The sequence below is a fragment of the Streptococcus infantis genome (assembly GCF_047463615.1).
GTDB classification, from domain to species: Bacteria; Bacillota; Bacilli; order Lactobacillales; family Streptococcaceae; genus Streptococcus; species Streptococcus infantis_X.
The window spans coordinates 120,789-139,257 of sequence record NZ_JASHDO010000005.1; the positions used below are offsets into that span (position 1 = coordinate 120,789).

14 protein-coding genes and 2 pseudogenes are annotated in these 18,469 nt (G+C 41.3%); 15 read left to right on the forward strand and 1 reads right to left on the reverse strand.

Annotated elements, in window-relative coordinates; translation table 11 throughout:
* The first annotated feature begins 8 nt into the window (after positions 1-8).
* Positions 9-968 (forward strand): ROK family glucokinase, encoded by a 960-nt coding sequence (locus QM874_RS06380; RefSeq protein ID WP_316107619.1) that lies wholly within the window; start codon positions 9-11, stop codon positions 966-968.
* A gap of 101 nt (positions 969-1,069) precedes the next feature.
* Positions 1,070-1,909, forward strand: coding sequence for a thymidylate synthase (locus QM874_RS06385; protein WP_414316674.1), 840 nt, complete (start codon positions 1,070-1,072; stop codon positions 1,907-1,909).
* 117 nt (positions 1,910-2,026) lie between these two features.
* Here QM874_RS06385 and QM874_RS06390 read toward each other — a convergent pair whose 3' ends face one another.
* Positions 2,027-2,197 carry a DUF3042 family protein gene (locus QM874_RS06390; protein WP_001051776.1) on the reverse strand — a complete coding sequence of 57 codons (171 nt, stop codon included), beginning with the start codon at positions 2,195-2,197 and terminating at the stop codon, positions 2,027-2,029.
* Positions 2,198-2,317: 120 nt separating this feature from the next.
* Between QM874_RS06390 and miaA the strand changes: the two genes are divergently transcribed.
* The 13 genes and pseudogenes from miaA to QM874_RS06455 all read left to right on the forward strand — a co-directional run.
* Positions 2,318-3,202: a tRNA (adenosine(37)-N6)-dimethylallyltransferase MiaA gene (gene miaA / locus QM874_RS06395; protein WP_414316675.1), complete on the forward strand. Its 885-nt coding sequence runs from the start codon at positions 2,318-2,320 to the stop codon at positions 3,200-3,202.
* Positions 3,195-4,433: a GTPase HflX gene (gene hflX, locus QM874_RS06400; protein WP_414316676.1), complete on the forward strand. Its 1,239-nt coding sequence runs from the start codon at positions 3,195-3,197 to the stop codon at positions 4,431-4,433. Before miaA ends, hflX begins: the two co-directional genes overlap by 8 nt.
* The gene (locus QM874_RS06405) at positions 4,426-5,049 is read left to right on the forward strand and encodes a cystathionine beta-lyase (RefSeq protein WP_414316677.1); all 624 of its coding nucleotides are present in this window, start codon (positions 4,426-4,428) and stop codon (positions 5,047-5,049) included. The genes hflX and QM874_RS06405 overlap by 8 nt, the downstream gene beginning before the upstream one ends.
* A gap of 14 nt (positions 5,050-5,063) precedes the next feature.
* Positions 5,064-5,993, forward strand: coding sequence for a ribonuclease Z (gene rnz / locus QM874_RS06410; protein ID WP_414291247.1), 930 nt, complete (start codon positions 5,064-5,066; stop codon positions 5,991-5,993).
* A gap of 20 nt (positions 5,994-6,013) precedes the next feature.
* The gene (locus QM874_RS06415; protein WP_414316678.1) at positions 6,014-6,769 is read left to right on the forward strand and encodes an SDR family NAD(P)-dependent oxidoreductase; all 756 of its coding nucleotides are present in this window, start codon (positions 6,014-6,016) and stop codon (positions 6,767-6,769) included.
* Between the two features lie 397 nt (positions 6,770-7,166).
* A complete protein-coding gene (locus QM874_RS06420) occupies positions 7,167-7,496 on the forward strand; it encodes a hypothetical protein (protein WP_004252308.1) in 330 nt (109 codons plus the stop codon).
* 6 nt (positions 7,497-7,502) lie between these two features.
* Positions 7,503-7,697 carry a helix-turn-helix transcriptional regulator gene (locus QM874_RS06425; protein WP_006150191.1) on the forward strand — a complete coding sequence of 65 codons (195 nt, stop codon included), beginning with the start codon at positions 7,503-7,505 and terminating at the stop codon, positions 7,695-7,697.
* A gap of 233 nt (positions 7,698-7,930) precedes the next feature.
* A complete protein-coding gene (locus QM874_RS06430) occupies positions 7,931-9,682 on the forward strand; it encodes a glycoside hydrolase family 13 protein (protein WP_414316681.1) in 1,752 nt (583 codons plus the stop codon).
* 57 nt (positions 9,683-9,739) lie between these two features.
* Positions 9,740-10,462, forward strand: a complete 723-nt coding sequence (locus QM874_RS06435; protein ID WP_414316679.1) for a DUF4241 domain-containing protein — start codon at positions 9,740-9,742, stop codon at positions 10,460-10,462.
* An 11-nt stretch (positions 10,463-10,473) separates the two neighbouring features.
* Positions 10,474-11,031 (forward strand): SMI1/KNR4 family protein, encoded by a 558-nt coding sequence (locus QM874_RS06440; RefSeq protein WP_414316680.1) that lies wholly within the window; start codon positions 10,474-10,476, stop codon positions 11,029-11,031.
* A gap of 515 nt (positions 11,032-11,546) precedes the next feature.
* A pseudogene (locus QM874_RS06445) lies at positions 11,547-11,715 on the forward strand (YSIRK-type signal peptide-containing protein); the annotation flags it as partial.
* 182 nt (positions 11,716-11,897) lie between these two features.
* Positions 11,898-18,015: pseudogene (gene bgaA / locus QM874_RS06450) on the forward strand (LPXTG-anchored adhesin/beta-galactosidase BgaA); the annotation flags it as partial.
* A gap of 26 nt (positions 18,016-18,041) precedes the next feature.
* Positions 18,042-18,469, forward strand: a 428-nt coding sequence (locus tag QM874_RS06455; protein WP_414316682.1) for an SIALI-17 repeat-containing surface protein, incomplete at its 3' end; no start/stop codon positions are given.

Below are 18,469 nucleotides of genomic sequence, written 5' to 3' on the forward strand. Positions count from 1 at the left end.
AGATAAAGATGAGTCAAAAGATTATTGGGATTGACCTTGGTGGGACTTCTATCAAGTTCGCTATTTTAACACAAGAAGGAGAAATCCAAGAAAAATGGTCTATCAAGACTAACATTTTGGATGAGGGAAGCCATATCGTAGACGATATGATTGAAACTATTCAACACCGATTGGGCTTGCTTGGATTGTCTGCTGAAGATTTCCGTGGAATTGGTATGGGGTCACCTGGTGTGGTTGACCGTGAAAAAGGGACTGTTATCGGTGCATACAACCTCAACTGGAAAACTCTTCAACCAATCAAAGAAAAAATGGAAAAAGCCTTGGGTATTCCATTCTTCATTGACAACGACGCCAACGTGGCAGCTCTTGGTGAGCGTTGGATGGGTGCTGGTGAAAACCAACCAGACGTTGTCTTTATGACACTTGGTACAGGTGTTGGTGGCGGTATCGTGGCAGAAGGAAAATTACTTCACGGTGTTGCTGGTGCTGCAGGTGAACTTGGACATATCACAGTTGACTTTGATCAACCAATCGCATGTACGTGTGGTAAAAAAGGCTGTCTTGAGACAGTAGCTTCAGCAACAGGGATTGTCAACTTGACTCGTCGTTATGCAGATGAATACGAAGGTGATGCAGAGTTGAAACGCTTGATTGATGACGGAGAAGAAGTAACAGCTAAAACTGTCTTTGATTTGGCAAAAGAAGGAGACGACCTTGCCTTGATCGTTTACCGTAACTTCTCACGTTACTTGGGTATTGCATGTGCCAACATCGGTTCAATCCTTAACCCATCAACAATCGTTATCGGTGGTGGTGTGTCAGCTGCTGGAGATTTCCTTCTCCAAGGTGTACAAAAGGTTTATGATGAAAATACCTTCCCACAAGTTCGCACAACAACTAAGTTGGCTCTTGCCACTCTAGGAAATGACGCTGGAGTGATTGGTGCTGCGTCACTTGTCTTGCAATAAATAAACATAAAAAGGAGAAAATTGCTTTCCGTAAGCGAGTGATTTTCCTCCTTTCTTTTTTTATGCTATACTAGTTAAGACAATAATTGAGGTGAGAGTAAATGACAAAAGCAGACACGATTTTTAAAGAAAATATCGAGCGAATTCTCAATGAAGGAGTCTTTTCAGAACAGGCTCGTCCCAAGTATAAGGATGGAACAGTGGCTAACTCCAAGTACATCACAGGTGCTTTTGCGGAGTATGATTTGTCCAAGGGTGAATTTCCCATCACAACCCTACGTCCAATTGCTATCAAATCAGCTATCAAAGAAGTTCTTTGGATCTACCAAGACCAGACAAATAGCCTAGATGTTCTCAATGACAAGTACAATGTTCACTACTGGAATGACTGGGAAGTGGAAGATACAGGGACAATCGGTGAGCGTTACGGGGCTGTTGTTAAGAAGCACGACATTATTAACAAGATTCTCAAACAGTTGGAAGCTAATCCTTGGAACCGTCGCAATATCATCTCTCTCTGGGATTACCAAGCTTTTGAGGAAACAGATGGCCTTCTTCCATGTGCCTTCCAGACCATGTTTGATGTCCGTCGTGTAGATGGGGACATCTATCTGGATGCAACCTTGACCCAGCGTTCTAATGATATGCTGGTGGCCCACCATATCAATGCCATGCAGTATGTAGCTCTTCAAATGATGATTGCTAAACACTTTGGTTGGAAAGTTGGGAAATTCTTCTACTTTATCAACAACCTTCACATCTATGACAATCAATTTGAACAAGCTCAGGAATTGCTTCGTCGTGAGCCTTCAAATTGCCAACCACGTTTGGTCTTGAATGTACCAGACAAGACTAATTTCTTTAATATTAAAGCAGAGGATTTTGAGCTGGTTGATTATGATCCAGTCAAGCCACAGTTGAAGTTTGACTTGGCCATTTAATACTCTCTGAAAATCTCTTCAAACCACGCTAGATTCCTAGTTTGCTCTTTGATTTTTATTGAGTATAAAAGAATAGAAAAAAAGAAGTTGAGAAAAAATCTCAACTTCTTTTGTTGCTTAGTGTGATACGCGACGACGCGCTGCTTTCTTACGGTTTTCTTCGATGAAAGCTGCTTTTTGTTCTTCTGGTTCGATCACTTTCTTTTTAACTGCGTATACTGCACCTGCAACTGCAGCGACAGTTCCTGCAATACCTGTTACAAGACCTTTAGCGAATCCTTTAGCCATGAGTATTCCTCCTTTAACTTATAAATCAGCCAGCTACCTCAAGAGGTCGCATTTTTCTGACTGACCTTTTTGTGATATAATAATAGTAACGAAAAAATGGGAATTTTTCAAGGAAAAAAGATGAAAACAAAAATAATTGTGATTGTTGGACCGACTGCAGTTGGAAAAACAGCCCTAGCCATTGAAGTTGCTAAGCATTTTAATGGTGAAGTAATTAGTGGAGATAGCCAACAAGTCTATCGAGGACTAGATATTGGGACAGCCAAGGCTAGTCCAGAGGAGCAGGCAAGTGTTCCTCATCATTTGATTGATGTGAGAGATGTAACCGAGTCTTACTCGGCTTTTGATTTTGTTTCAGAAGCTAAGGCGGCTATTGAGGATATTCAAAGTCGAGGTAAGCTCGCTATTATTGCAGGTGGGACAGGACTTTATATCCAGAGTCTGCTAGAAGGATATCATTTAGGTGGGGAGACACCTCATGAGGAGATTTTAGCTTATCGTGCTAGTCTAGATCCTTTTTCAGATGAGGAGTTAGCCCATCTTGTAGAGCAAATAGGCCTTGAAATTCCCCAGTTTAATCGTCGTCGTGCTATGCGTGCCTTGGAAATTGCCCATTTTGGTCAAGACTTGGAAAATCAAGAGACCTTGTATGAACCACTGATTATTTGCTTGGATGATGAACGTAGTCAGCTTTATGAGCGTATCAATCACAGAGTGGACCTGATGTTTGAAGCTGGACTTCTAGACGAAGCCAAGTGGCTGTTTGACCATTATCCAGATGTTCAAGCTGCTAAAGGAATTGGTTATAAGGAACTCTTTCCTTATTTTTGTGGAGAGAAGTCCTTGGAAGAAGCTCGTGACAGTCTCAAGCAAGCAACTCGCCGATTTGCCAAGCGCCAGTTGACCTGGTTCCGTAATCGCATGCAGGTGACCTTTTATCAGATAGGAGAATCTGGTGTGAAAGAGCGTATTTTAAGCCAGATTGAGGAGTTTTTAAATGATTGAAACGGAGAAAAAAGAGGAGCGAGTCCTGCTCATTGGTGTTGAACTCCAGGGCATGGATAATTTTGACCTCTCCATGGAAGAGCTGGCTAGTCTGGCTAAGACGGCTGGTGCAGTTGTAGTCGATAGCTACAGACAAAAACGAGAAAAATACGACTCCAAGACCTTTGTCGGAACTGGTAAGTTGGAAGAAATTGCTAAAATGGTGGACGCAGAAGAAATCACGACTGTCATTGTCAATAACCGTCTGACACCTCGACAAAATGTCAATTTAGAGGAAGTTCTCGGTGTCAAGGTCATTGACCGTATGCAGTTGATTTTAGATATCTTTGCTATGAGAGCTCGAAGCCATGAAGGTAAGCTACAAGTTCATCTTGCACAACTCAAGTATCTCTTGCCTCGTTTGGTTGGTCAGGGGATTATGCTCAGCCGTCAGGCAGGGGGAATTGGTTCCCGTGGTCCAGGTGAAAGTCAGCTGGAGCTTAACCGTCGTAGTGTTCGCAACCAGATCACAGATATCGAGCGTCAACTCAAGGTGGTTGAGAAAAATCGGGCGACAGTTCGAGAAAAACGTTTGGAGTCAAGTACCTTTAAGATTGGTTTGATTGGTTACACCAATGCTGGGAAGTCAACTATTATGAATACTTTGACCAGCAAGACCCAGTATGAAGCAGATGAGCTCTTTGCGACTCTGGATGCGACGACTAAGAGCATCCATCTGGGAGGCAATCTACAGGTAACCTTGACAGATACCGTTGGATTTATTCAAGACTTACCAACCGAATTGGTATCCAGTTTCAAGTCGACCTTGGAAGAAAGCAAGCATGTAGACCTTCTGGTTCATGTTATCGATGCCAGCAATCCTTACCATGAGGAACATGAAAAAACAGTTCTTTCCATCATGAAAGACTTGGACATGGAGGATATTCCTCGCTTAACCCTTTATAATAAAGCAGATTTGGTGGAAGACTTTACGCCTACTCAAACGCCATATGCATTGATTTCTGCCAAGTCTGAGGATAGTCGAGAACAGTTGCAGGCTTTATTGCTGGATAAGATTAAGGAAATTTTTGAACCCTTTACTTTGCGCGTGCCTTTTTCTAAGTCTTACAAGATTCATGATTTAGAAAGTGTTGCGATTCTTGAAGAACGTGACTACCAAGATGACGGCGAAGTTATCACAGGCTTCGTTTCTGATAAAAATAAATGGAGATTAGAAGAATTTTATGACTGATATCAAATCATTAGCTCTCAAGTATGGTGGCTATACAAGTCTAGACAAGGTATATCTAGATCAGCTTTTAGCTGGTAAATCTGACCAAGAGCAACTAGCTCTCATTACACCTCCACCAAGCGTGGTGAATGCCTACTTTGCCGAGCTCTACCAGAAAAAGAGCCCCGAGGCTGCGACCGATTATTTTGCGGAAGTCAGCCAGGAACTGAACCTCTACAATGTTGAGCCTAGTTTTACCCTAGAAAGCAAGCCCTTCATTCGTCTGAATCTGTCGGGTAAATCATTTGGCTTTTGCTATGAGTGTGAGAATCTGGGGCGAATTTTTTCTGAGAATGAAGAGAAGATTTCAGATGACTTGCTTTTTGAGATTGCGCAAATTTTTCCTCATCAGCTAGTTTTTGAGGAGTCTGGGAAAATTTACATGAAGGCAATCGGAGAAGAGGAAGTTGTTAGCGTGGAAAATCTCACAGCCTTGACAGATTTGGAAACCTTGGCAGATGGAAGAAAGCGACTTAAAGGCTACAGCCAAGAGGATTTACTACAAGAAGCTAGAGCTTTTTCTGGCAAGTTTTATTATCGCTCGGAAAATAGAACTGCTATGTTATATATTGATTAATTAGAAAGTATCGAATGGATATTCAATTTTTAGGAACGGGGGCTGGTCAGCCCTCTAAAGCCCGCAACGTTTCAAGTCTCGCCCTGAAACTCTTGGACGAGATTAACGAAGTCTGGCTCTTTGACTGTGGAGAAGGAACTCAGAATCGCATTCTGGAAACTACGATTCGACCACGAAAGGTCAGCAAAATCTTTATCACCCACTTGCACGGAGACCATATTTTTGGCTTGCCAGGTTTTCTTTCTAGTCGTGCCTTTCAAGCCAATGAAGAGCAGACAGATTTAGAAATCTATGGTCCCCAAGGCATCAAATCATTTGTCTTGACTAGTTTGCGTGTCTCTGGTTCTCGTCTGCCCTATAAGATTCATTTCCATGAATTTGACCAAGATTCTCTAGGGAAAATTCTTGAAACAGATAAATTCACGGTGTATGCGGAAGAGTTGGATCATACTATTTTCTGTGTGGGTTATCGTGTCATGCAAAAGGATCTAGAAGGGACCTTGGACGCTGAAAAACTAAAGGCTGCTGGTGTACCATTTGGACCGCTTTTTGGAAAAATCAAAAACGGTCAGGATGTTGTATTAGAGGACGGCACCGAGATCAAGGCAGCAGACTACATCTCAGCTCCACGTCCAGGTAAGATTATCACTATATTGGGTGATACTCGAAAAACAGATGCTAGTGTGCGTCTGGCTGTCAATGCGGATGTTCTTGTCCATGAGTCCACTTATGGCAAGGGAGACGAGAAGATTGCCCGCAACCACGGTCACTCTACTAATATGCAGGCTGCGCAGGTGGCAACAGAAGCAGGAGCCAAACGACTCTTACTCAACCATATCAGCGCCCGTTTCCTTTCAAAAGATATCAGCCAGCTCAAGAAAGATGCGGCAACGATTTTTGAAAATGTCCATGTGGTCAAAGACTTGGAAGAAGTGGAAATCTAGGATCTCGAGAAAGGATAAGTATGTCTACTATTCTCATTACAGGTGCTAGCGGAGGCCTAGCCCAAGAAATGGTCAAACTCTTGCTCAATGATCAATTGATTTTGCTAGGTAGAAATAAGGAAAAATTAGCTCAACTATACGGAAATCATCCTCAGGTAGAATTGATTGAAATCGATATTACCGATGATTCAGCCTTAGAAACTCTGGTAGCAGACCTCTATCTCCGTTATGGTAAGATTGATGTCTTGATTAACAACGCTGGATATGGGATTTTTGAAGATTTTGACAAGATTTCTAATCAAGATATTCATCAAATGTTTGAAGTCAATACTTTTTCTTTGATGAATCTGTCTCGTTTGGTTGCTTCTCGTATGAAGGAGATTCGAAAAGGGCATATCATCAATATCGTCAGCATGGCAGGTTTGATAGCTACTGGCAAGTCCAGTCTTTACTCAGCGACCAAGTTTGCGGCTATTGGTTTTTCAAACGCTTTGCGTCTTGAACTCATGCCCTATGGTGTTTATGTGACGACGGTCAATCCAGGTCCGATTCGTACAGGATTTTTTGACCAGGCTGATCCGGATGGAACCTACCTTAAATCGGTTGACCGTTTCCTACTCGAGCCAGATGCAGTAGCTAGAAAGATTGTCAAAACCATAGGAAAAAACAAGCGGGAACTCAATCTTCCAATCTTGCTGCACTTAGCCCATAAGTTTTATACCCTCTTTCCCAAGCTAGCCGATAAGTTGGCTGGAGAAACCTTTAATTATAAGTGAGAAAGCTGTTCCCTTGAGGAATGGCTTTTTATTTTTTTCGGTTGCTAATTTGTAGAAAAATACCACATGATAAACAGGCAGTTTATAACGATTAAGCTCATTTAAGGTATAAATAGAGATAAGAAAGCAGAAAAGAGAGGATAAACTTCGAGTCTAACATAACTGAAAGTATATCTATAGCCGAAGCTTATGAAGTCAAGATAAAATAGGATTAAAAGAACTTGCCCTTTGTCAGATTGATTAGACTGTAAATTGGAGTTAGGAATATTCTTAGAATAGATGAAGAAAATAAAAAAAGTAAAAATGTTAAAACATCTTGACATTTTATCGATTTAGAGTATAATAAGAAATGTAAAGAGCTCTTGACATTATTACAAAAATTTGGAGGAACAAAGCCATGAAAAAGATGGATGAAATGGACAGAGATATTCAGTTGCGTTCTGAGGAGTGGGGCTATAAAACAGCGCTTTTGGGTTTATGTGCATGGACAGGATTTAATATCTATCAAGCACTTGTTGTTGGTGGCAAACTTGAAATGCTTCCTTGCTTAATTTTGATCTTATCTGTAAGTGTGCAAGGATTTGCTCAAACCGCAATAAAACGCAATATGATTGCTGGTGATGAAGAGTATAAAGAACCAAATAAACTTGTTCAAGGAGTCATTCTAGCAGTTGTCACTGTTATCGTAGTATTGGCTGTTGGCGTTTATTTTTTTCAGAAAGACTAATGCTGTATGAAAAATAACATCAAACAGTTAAGAAAGTCTGAGGGACTACGTCAGGAAGATATGGCAAGAATATTAGGCGTTAGTCGACAAACCATAATTGCTATAGAGAATGACAAGTACAATCCTACACTTGAACTAGCAATGAAAATTGCAAGGTTGCTACGACTACATGTTGAAGAAATTTTCATTTTAGAAGATTAAAGATATCAGATAGCTTTTATTTTAATCATCTGATTCGTAATGATGAGAGAGTTTTCCAGTTCATGGAAACTCTCTTTTTAAAGCTCAAAAAGAGTCTACTCAATTTTACCCTTGTCCCTCTTATATATCTATCGTAAAACTGGTATAAAATTTGCAAATAAACAGCTAAAATAGTATACTAGTTCTATTGTTCATGAAAACGTTTGCGTTTTATTAATTTTAGGAGACAAATGATGGAATTAACAGCTATTTATCATAGACCAGAATCAGAATATGCTTATCTCTACAAAGAAGGTCAGCTACATATCCGAATTAGAACGAAGAAAAATGATGTCCAGAAGGTTATCTTACACTATGGGGATCCCTTTATTTTCATTGAGGATAAGTATGAAGCTAAGAAAGAAATGACCAAAGTAACCTCAGATGCCCTATTTGACTATTGGCAGGTTTCGGTATCTGTTGATTTTGCACGGATTCAGTATCTCTTTGAGCTCCTTGATGAGGAAGGTCAGGGTATTTTTTACGGTGATAAGGGTTGCGTAGAACATACTCAAGAAAACTTGGATGCTGATGGAAACGGCTTTAAGCTTCCTTATATTCACGAAATCGATGGATGTCAGGTTCCTGACTGGGTTTCAAATACCGTTTGGTATCAGATTTTCCCAGAACGATTTGCTAATGGAAATCCTAATCTGACTCCAGATGGAGCTCGAGAGTGGGATGCTGCCATTGCACCTAATAGGGATGATTTTTTTGGTGGAGATTTACAAGGAATTATCGACCATTTAGACTATCTTAATGATTTGGGAATCACTGGGCTTTACCTATGTCCGATTTTTGAAGCAACGACCAATCATAAGTATGATACGACGGATTATTTTGAAATCGACCGTCACTTTGGAGACAAGGAAGTCTTTCGTAATCTAGTCGAGGAAGCCCACAAACGTGGTATCAAGATTATGCTAGATGCAGTATTTAATCATATTGGCAACCAGTCAGTCCAATGGCAGGATGTTCTAAAAAATGGAGAAAACTCAGTTTATAAAGATTGGTTCCATATCCAAGAATTCCCAATTACAGAGGATAAACTTCAGAATCTAAGACAACTCCCTTATCATACTTTTGCCTTTGCTAGCTATATGCCTAAGTTAAATACGGCAAATCCTGAAGTTAAAAAATTTCTTTTAAGTGTTGCAACTTACTGGATTGAAAATTTTGATATTGATGCTTGGCGTTTGGACGTTGCCAATGAAATTGACCATCAGTTCTGGAAAGATTTTAGAAAGGCAGTTCTCGCTAAAAAGCCTGATTTGTATATCTTAGGTGAAATCTGGCATACTTCTCAGACTTGGCTACAAGGGGACGAGTTCCATGCTGTCATGAATTACCCGCTCTCTGAAAGTATCAAGGATTATTTCTTGCGTCAGCGTAAAAAGACAGAGCAATTTATTTCAGAAATCAATAGCCAGTCGATGTACTACAAGCAACAAATCTCAGAGGTGATGTTTAACCTTTTAGATTCTCATGATACAGAGCGTATCCTCACAACTGCCAAAGGAAATGTCCAGCATGTCAAAGCTGCTTTAACCTTCCTCTACCTTCAAAAAGGGACTCCTTGTATCTATTACGGAACAGAGCTTGCCCTAATAGGTGGACCAGACCCTGACTGCCGTCGTGTCATGCCTTGGGACCGTGTTTCTGAAGCCAATGACATGCTGAATTTTATGAAACAGTTGATTCAAGTCCGTAAGGAAGCGGCAAGTATGATTCAGCATGGTAATTATCGCTTGGAAGAATTGAAACCAGATGTTCTTGCCTTGAGCTGGAACTACCAAGAAAAAGAAGTTCAGGCAATCTTTAATCAGTCTTCTGAGAATTTTGTTTTAGAAAGAGACTCAGTTGACTTAGCGAGTCATTGCCAGTTTGAAGATGGTCAGCAAGTCATCTTGCCAGATGGAATTGTGGTTTATTTAGATTCGATTTAGATCTATTTTTAACTTCAGTACAGATTTGTTTTAAACTAGAAAGGAAAGACAAGACCGATGGAAAAACTTCAAGTTTCCGAAGAATGGTTGCAAAAATACCAAGAAATCAAGCATATTTTGACCTCGTCTGTCAATTACGCAAAGTGTTTTGAGATGAAAGAAATAGACGGCAAGGAAGTCTTTGTCTTAGATATGGGGGAAGTGACCTTCCCAAGTGGAGAAATTTTAGTTAGAGATCCCTTGGTCTGGCTCCGTAGGAATGAAAAACCCTATCTAGAGACCGTTGCCAAAGGAACATTTCCCCTCAAAACCTTAGTAGTCAAAATCGAAGAAGATCATTATCGGTATGTTGCAACAAGAGTTCAATTTACAGATAAACTTCCAGTTGTTTACTATGAAGCCTTAACTGGTACTGAAAACTTGGATTCGGTTGAAGAAGATTCTTATTTTGGGTTTTCAGTCGATGCAGGCTTGGCAACTATTGTGGATGTTGAGACTAAAAATGCCTACTGTGATTTTGAAGAAAAATGGTATCAAGAAAATCCTGAAAAAAACATCTATGACGATTTCTTTGCGGAAATTTTTGCTCAAAATGCCATAGAACATCCCCTATATCAACGAGAAGGCGGTGATTGGATTAACTTTAAAATACCAGATACAGACCTGACTATTCCAATGATTCAGTCTGGTTTTGGAGATGGAAATTATCCTGTTTACTTTGGCTATGATAAGGATCACCAACTATGTGATGTGGTTATCGAATATATCTATCTTGGATAAGGAGTTGAATGATGTCACTCAATGAAGTTTATGATTATTTTCGTCACTATGATAAGGAAACTTATCAGGTTGTCGCCTGCATGGGCAATGAACCATCGGAAGAAGAAATCCAGGATTTTGAAAATCAATATGGCATTCGTCTTCCAGAAGATTTCAGGGAATTCACCATGTCATCTCTTGGAGGTCTCTTTATGGAGGTCAAAGAAGAGATATGGCCAAGAGCCAAGGCTTACGATGTAGCACCATTTTGGACTTTCTGCCGAGGTATTAAGGTCTTGGGAATTGCAAATGGTATCCCAGACTTCTTAGACATTCGTCTTCAAACAAAGGAATTACACGCTCTGGGCTTTGTGGATTATATCCCATTTCTGTCTATCGTCGGGGATGGAGATGTGATTTTCTGCTTTGATAAGGACAATCACATAGTCGCCCTAGATTGGTATAATAGTGGCGAAACTGAAGAGCTTGAATGTGATTTTTCAGGACTTTTACTCCAGCAAATTGCCGAGCTAGAAGAACGTAAAAATGAGATGGTCAAGCTTTTGGAAAAGGGGAAATCTAGTCAATAATCTATAAGGAAATATCAGTTTGATAGTCCGTAAAAGAGGTTGGGACAAAAGATCCCGACCTCACTTTTTATTAGCAATCAAACTTTGACGCGGTAGCTGATTGAACTTTCTGTTCGTCTTTTATACTCTTCGAAAATCAAATTCAAACCACGTCAGCGTCGCCTTGCCGTACTCAAGTACAGCCTGCGGCTAGCTTCCTAGTTTGCTCTTTGATTTTCATTGAGTATTAGACTCCAAAAAGCTGCTAATCATCCTCGCGGGGCTGGGACTACGAAATCGAGACTTTGTCTATCGATTTCTGTCCCACTGCCTTTTTTAGTAAAATCATTCACTAAATGTACATTCAGATTTTCAAAGTTTTCTACAAATTATAGAAAAAAGAATCAAAAGTATGATTTTTATGCTGCCAGTATTGAAGTTTCTTATATTATTTTATAAAATAGAAGTTAAATACTACTATAAAAGTAGAGCGCTTACACAAAAATGGAAGCGGTTACGAATATAAGGAGGATCTTATGGGGAAAGATCATTGGAATCGAAAAAGAGTGTATAGTATCCGGAAATTTACGGTGGGTACTTGCTCAGTGCTCATCGGTACTTGCTCGGTATTATTTGGAGCAAGTGTAGCTGGTGCAAATCCAGTAGCTGCGGAAGAAACTCCGATTACAGTTGCTACAGAAAAAGTAGAGGACGAATCTAAAAAAGAGAACCTTGTTGAAACGGCAAATTCAGTTGCTGATGAAGCGGTTGCTCCAAGCCATGAAGCTGAAAAAGCACAGGACGATCAAACTCTACAATCAGACTCTGACAAAAAAGAGGATTCCATGCTAGATAAGAAACCTCAAGTAATTACTCAAGACCAATCTTCTCAAACGGAAAAACCGGACCTAAAACCGGCTACCAGCGAGGAGGTAAAACAATTGGTTGAGGACCGTAAAGTAGAATTTAACCAAAACTGGCATTTTAAACTCAATGCTAATGCCAAAGACGCCATCAAGCCAGATGCTGATGTATCAAGCTGGAAGAAACTAGACCTTCCTCATGACTGGAGTATCTATAACGACTTCGACCATCAGTCTCCTGCTCAAAATGAGGGTGGACAACTGAATGGTGGGGATGCTTGGTATCGCAAGACCTTCAAACTAGATGAAAAAGACCTTAACAAGAATGTTCGTTTGGTCTTTGACGGAGTTTATATGGATTCGCAAGTCTATGTGAACGGTCAGCTAGTTGGTCACTATCCAAATGGTTACAACCAATTCTCTTATGACATCACTGACTATCTCAATAAAGACGGTCGTGAAAACGTCATTGCAGTTCATGCAATCAATAAACAACCAAGTAGTCGTTGGTACTCAGGAAGTGGTATCTACCGTGATGTTACTCTCCAAGTGACAGACAAATTGCATGTTGCCAAAAATGGTACAACCATCTTAACACCAGAGCTTGAAAAACAACAGAATGGTAAGGTTGACACTCACGTATCAAGTAAGATTGTCAATACAGATGATAAAGACCACGAAATCGTAGCTGAGTATCAAATAATCGAACGTGGAGGAAAAGCAGTAAGTGACCTAGTTCGTACAGCTAGTCAAGTCTTGAAAGCTCATCAGTCAACTAGCCTGAATGCTATCTTGCAAGTTGAGAAACCAAAACTTTGGACAGTTCTCAGCGACCAACCAGCTCTCTACGAATTGGTAACGCGTGTGTATCGTGATGGTCAGTTAGTTGATGCGAAGAAAGATATGTTTGGTTACCGTTACTACAACTGGACACCAAACGAAGGCTTCTCTCTTAACGGCGAAAAAATGAAATTCCATGGTGTTTCTCTTCACCATGACCACGGGGCTCTAGGAGCAGAAGAAAACTATAAAGCAGAATACCGTCGCCTCAAACAAATGAAGGAGATGGGTGTTAACTCTATCCGTACAACCCACAACCCAGCTAGTGAGCAGACCCTACAAATTGCGGCAGAGCTTGGTTTGTTGGTTCAGGAAGAAGCTTTTGATACTTGGTACGGTGGTAAGAAACAGTACGACTACGGGCGTTTCTTTGAAAAAGATGCCACTCACCCAGAAGCTAAAAAAGGTGAAAAATGGTCTGACTTTGACTTGCGTACCATGGTCGAAAGAGGCAAGAACAACCCAGCTATCTTCATGTGGTCTATCGGTAATGAAATCGGTGAAGCTTCAGGAGATCCACATTCTCTAGCGACTGTTAAGCGTTTGGTCAAGGTTATCAAGGACGTTGACAAGACTCGTTATGTCACAATGGGAGCAGATAAATTCCGTTTCGGTGATGGTAGCGGTGGACATGAAAAAATCGCTGATGAACTCGATGCCGTTGGATTTAACTATTCAGAAGACAACTACAAGAAACTACGTGCTAAACATCCAAACTGGTTGATTTACGGATCAGAAACTTCTTCTGCAACTCGTACTCGTGGTAGCTACTTCCGTCCAGAAAGTGAGCTAGTTCATAGCAACCAAGCTTACCGTCATTATGAGCAATCAGACTACGGTAATGACCGTGTTGGTTGGGGTAAAACAGCTACAGCATCTTGGACATTTGACCGTGACAATGCTGGTTATGCTGGTCAGTTTATCTGGACAGGTACCGACTATATCGGTGAGCCTACTCCATGGCACAACCAAAACAACACACCAGTTAAGAGTTCTTACTTTGGTATCGTAGATACAGCTGGAATTCCTAAGAATGACTATTACTTGTACCAAAGCCAATGGGTTTCTGCTCAGAAGAAACCAATGGTTCACCTACTTCCTCACTGGAACTGGGAAGATCCTACTCTTAAAGCTAATGTAGCGGATGCAGATGGTAAAATTCCAGTCCGTGCTTACTCTAATGCTGCAAGTGTTGAGTTATTCTTGAACGGTGAATCTTTAGGCAAGAAAACCTTTAACAAGAAACAAACAAGTGATGGACGTACTTATCAAGAAGGTGCCAATGCCAAGGAACTATACCTTGAGTGGAAGGTTGCTTATAAACCTGGAACTTTGGAAGCAGTAGCCCGTGATGAGGCAGGTAATGAAATTGCTCGTGATAAGATTACGACTGCTGGTGAGCCTGCAGGGGTTCGTTTAGTCAAAGAAGAACATGCTATTGCAGCAGACGGGAAAGATCTGACTTATATCTACTACGAAATTGTAGACCGTGATGGCAATGTAGTACCAACTGCTAATAATCTTGTACGCTTCCAGTTGCATGGACAAGGTCAGATTGTCGGTGTCGATAACGGGGAACAAGCCAGCCGTGAACGTTATAAAGAACAAGCAGATGGTTCATGGATCCGTAAGGCCTTCAATGGTAAAGGTGTTGTAATTGTTAAATCAACGGAGCAAGCAGGTAAATTTACTTTGACTGCTCACTCTGATCTCTTGAAATCTGCTCAAACTACTATCTTCACAGGAAAGAAAGATCAAGAAGAAAAAACTGTCTTAGGAACTGAGGTACCTAAAGTACGTACAGTTATTGGTCAAGCAGCGAAAATGCCTTCAAAAGTAGCATTTATTTACAGTGATGGCAGTCGTGCAAAACTTCCAGTAGAATGGTCTGCAGTTGATGTAAATGAACCTGGTATTTTTACTGTCAAAGGTGTGGCTGATGGACGTGAAGTAGAAGCGCGTGTTGAAGTCTTGGCACTCGAAGCAGAATTACCTGTAGTTAAGAGAATTGCTCCAAATACAGACCTAAACTCCATCGACAAATCTGTATCTTACGTGCTATCAGATGGTACTCTAGGAAGCTATGACATTGATAAGTGGGAAGTTGCAGCTGAAGATCAAGCTAAATTAGCTATCCCAGGTTCTCGTATTCAGGCTAAAGGAATTTCAGGTGAAGATGAAATCGATGCGACCTTTGTAGTCGCAGAAGGTCAAGCAGCTGCACCAGTAGTTCCAAGTGTAACCGTAGCCGACCAAGCTGTAGAAGGTCTTTCAACTGAGCAACCAGTAAAATACCACAAACTTGCTTATGGCGTAGCTTTGCCAGAGGTTAAAGCTACAGCTGAAAATGCGGAAGTGACTGTTATTCAAGCTAGTGAAGCGACTGGTATGCGTGCAATTATCCATGTTCAACCTAATGATGGTGGGGAACCTCAAACATATGCTATCCAATTCCTACAAGAAGCTCCACAAATTGAGCGTTTGAGCTTAGAGGTAGAGAATGAGTCTGCACTTAAAGAAGATCAAACAGTTGGTATCAAGGTCTTGGCTCACTACCAAGATGGTACTCAGGCAGTCTTGAAGGCTGACAAGGTTAGCTTCTCAACTGCAGGTGAGGGAGATGTTGCAGTTCGTAAAGGTATGCTTGAATTGCATAAACCAGGTCAAGTAACTCTGAAAGCTCAATTTGAGGGAGTAGAAGGTCAGATTGACTTGAACATTCAAGCAAATACTGAAAACAAAGTCGTACAAGCAATCCGCCCAGTCAGCGTAGTGACAGGTTTGAATCAAGAACCAAGTCTCCCAGCTACAGTAACTGTAGAGTATGACAAAGGATTTCCAAAGGTTCACAAGGTGACTTGGCAAGCAGTTGCTAAGGAAGAACTTGCTAAATACCATAGCTTTGATGTTCTTGGTAAAGTAGAAGGGCTTGAAAAAGAAGCTCATGCAAAAGTATCTGTAGAAGGTATCATTGCTGTCGAAGAAGTGAGCACAACAACTCCTGTTGCAGAAGCTCCTCACTTACCAGAAAGCGTTCGTACTTATCATTCAAATGGCCAAGTCTCTTCAGCTAAAGTAACTTGGGACGCAATTGAACCAAGCCAATACGCACAAGAAGGCAAGTTTACTGTGACAGGACATGTCGAAGGTACTCAACTACCAACCAAACTTCATGTTCGTGTATCTTCACAGACAGAAACTGGTGCTAATATTTCTGACCAGTGGACTGGTTCAGAATTGCCACTTGCCTTTGCATCAGACTCAAATCCAAGTGATTCAGTAGCCAATGTCAATGACAAATTGATTTCTTATAACAACCAACCTGCAAACCGTTGGACAAACTGGAACCGTACAAGCGAGGCATCAGTCGGAGTACTCTTTGGAGACTCTGGTATCATGTCTAAACGTTCAGTTGACAACCTCAATGTAGCCTTCCACGAAGACCACGGAGTTGGTGCACCTAAGTCATATGTCATCGAATACTATGTCGGTTCAGCAACTCCAACAGTTCCTAAGAATCCAAGCTTCGTAGCACGCGAAGATCATGTCTTCAATGACGATAAAAACTGGAAAGAAGTAACAAATCTCAAGGCTCCAGATCAAGTAAGAGCTGGAGAAATGACCCACTTTAGCTTTGATAAAGTCAACACTTACGCAGTTCGTATCCGCATGGTTAGACCAGATGGTAAATGGGGAACTTCTATTACAGAATTGCAAGTCTTCTCTAAACAGGTAGCAGCAGCTAAGAAAGCTCAAGCGCAAATCCAAGTAGATGGAAAAGATTTGCCAAACTTTAACCCAGGTTTGACTGACTACTATCTTGAAGCAAGCCAAGAAAAAGTTCCAGCAGTTACAGCAAGTGTAACTGAAAATGGTATTGCAACAGTTGTACCAAGCGTACGTGAAGGAGATCCAGTTCGTGTTGTTGTCAAGGCAGAAAATGGAGATATCCTAGGTGAATACCGCCTACACTTCACAACTGACAAAGATTTACTAACAAGTAAACCAGTAGCTGCGGCTAAAGCTTCTCGCTTGGTTGCTAAGGGGCAAAACCTAGACTTACCAGCCAAAGTTCCTGTTTACTTTACAGGAAAAGATGGCTATGAAGTCAAGGACTTGGCTGTTGACTGGGAAGAAGTTCCAGCAGAAAATCTAGCAAAAGCTGGTGAATTTACAGTTCATGGTCGCGTTTTAGGTACTGATTTATCCGCTGAAGTGGCTGTACGAGTGACAGACAAACTCGGTGAAAACCTATCAGACAACCCAGACTTCGATGATGACAGCAACCGCTCATTTGCCTCAGCAACTAACGATATTGATCCAAATTCTCGTGACCGTGTGGACTATGTCAATGATGGTTCTGATGATGAAAGCCGTCGTTGGACTAACTGGTCTCCAACTCCATCTTCTAATCCAGAAGTTTCAGTAGGGGTTATCTTTAGAGAAGCTGGTAAGATTGTTGAGCGTTCAGTAGCAGAAGGAAAAATTCGATTCTTTGCAGATGGTGGAACAGACGCCCCTTCTAAACTAGTATTAGAACGCTATGTTGGACCAGAATTTGATTCACCAGAATATTACTCTAACTACCAACCATACGATCCTGATCACCCATTCAACACTCCTTCTAACTGGGAGAAAGTTGAATACCGTGCGGATCAAGAGATTCAAGCAGGAACTGACATCCATGTAACCTTTGCACCAGTCAAAGCTAAAGCTATGAGATGGCGCATGGAAAGAAAAGCAGACAAGAAGGGTGTGGCTATCACTGAAATGGCCTTTATCGCACCAAGTGAAGCACCTAAGGACAATACAGCTTCTAAACTTCTTGTGGATGGTAGAGAGCTTGCTGACTTCTCAGAAGGTCGCGTTGATTACTCAGTTACCTATAGTGGAAAACGTCCTAAAGTGACAGTTGAAGCTGGTGAAAACGTAGCGGCGACAGTTGTTGATAGTGGTGACGATAAACTTCCAGTTTTGGTACGTCTTGTTTCAGAAAGTGGTAAGAACGTTAAAGAGTATCGAATCCAATTGACTAAAGATGAGGTCGAAACTGCTAAGACAGAACCAGCTGTTCAAGAAGCACTTCCTAGCCTAGAAGTGGTAGAAGAAGCAATCAGCTTTAAGTCTATTAAGCAAGATGATCCGACTCTTCCAGAAGGTGAAACTCGTGTGACTCAAGTAGGTCGTGAAGGTAAAGAACGCATTCTTACTGAAGTAGCAGTAAATGGAAGCCGTACTGAAAAACTTCGTGAAGTTGTTGAAGCAGCACAAGATGAGATTGTCTTAGTCGGAACTAAGAAAGAAGTATCAGGTAAAACTGATCCAGCTATCCACGAGGTTCCAGAATTCACAGGCGGTGTTAACGGAGCAGAAGTAGCTGTTCATGAAGTTCCAGAATACACAGGAGCAATTGGAACAGCAGGCGATGAAGCAGCTCCAGTAGTGGAAATTCCAGAATACACAGGAGCAATTGGTACAGCAGGTGAAGAAGCAGCTCCAGTAGTAGAAGTTCCAGAGTACACAGGAGCAATTGGAACAGCAGGCGACGATCCAGCTCCAGTAGTAGAAGTTCCAGAGTACACAGGAGCAATTGGAACAGCAGGCGACGAGCCAGCTCCAGTAGTAGAAGTTCCAGAATACACAGGAGTTATTGGTACAGCAGGTGACGAAGCGGCGCCAGTAGTGGAAATTCCAGAATACACAGGAGCAATTGGCACAGCAGGCGATGAAGCAGCTCCGGTAGTGGAAATTCCAGA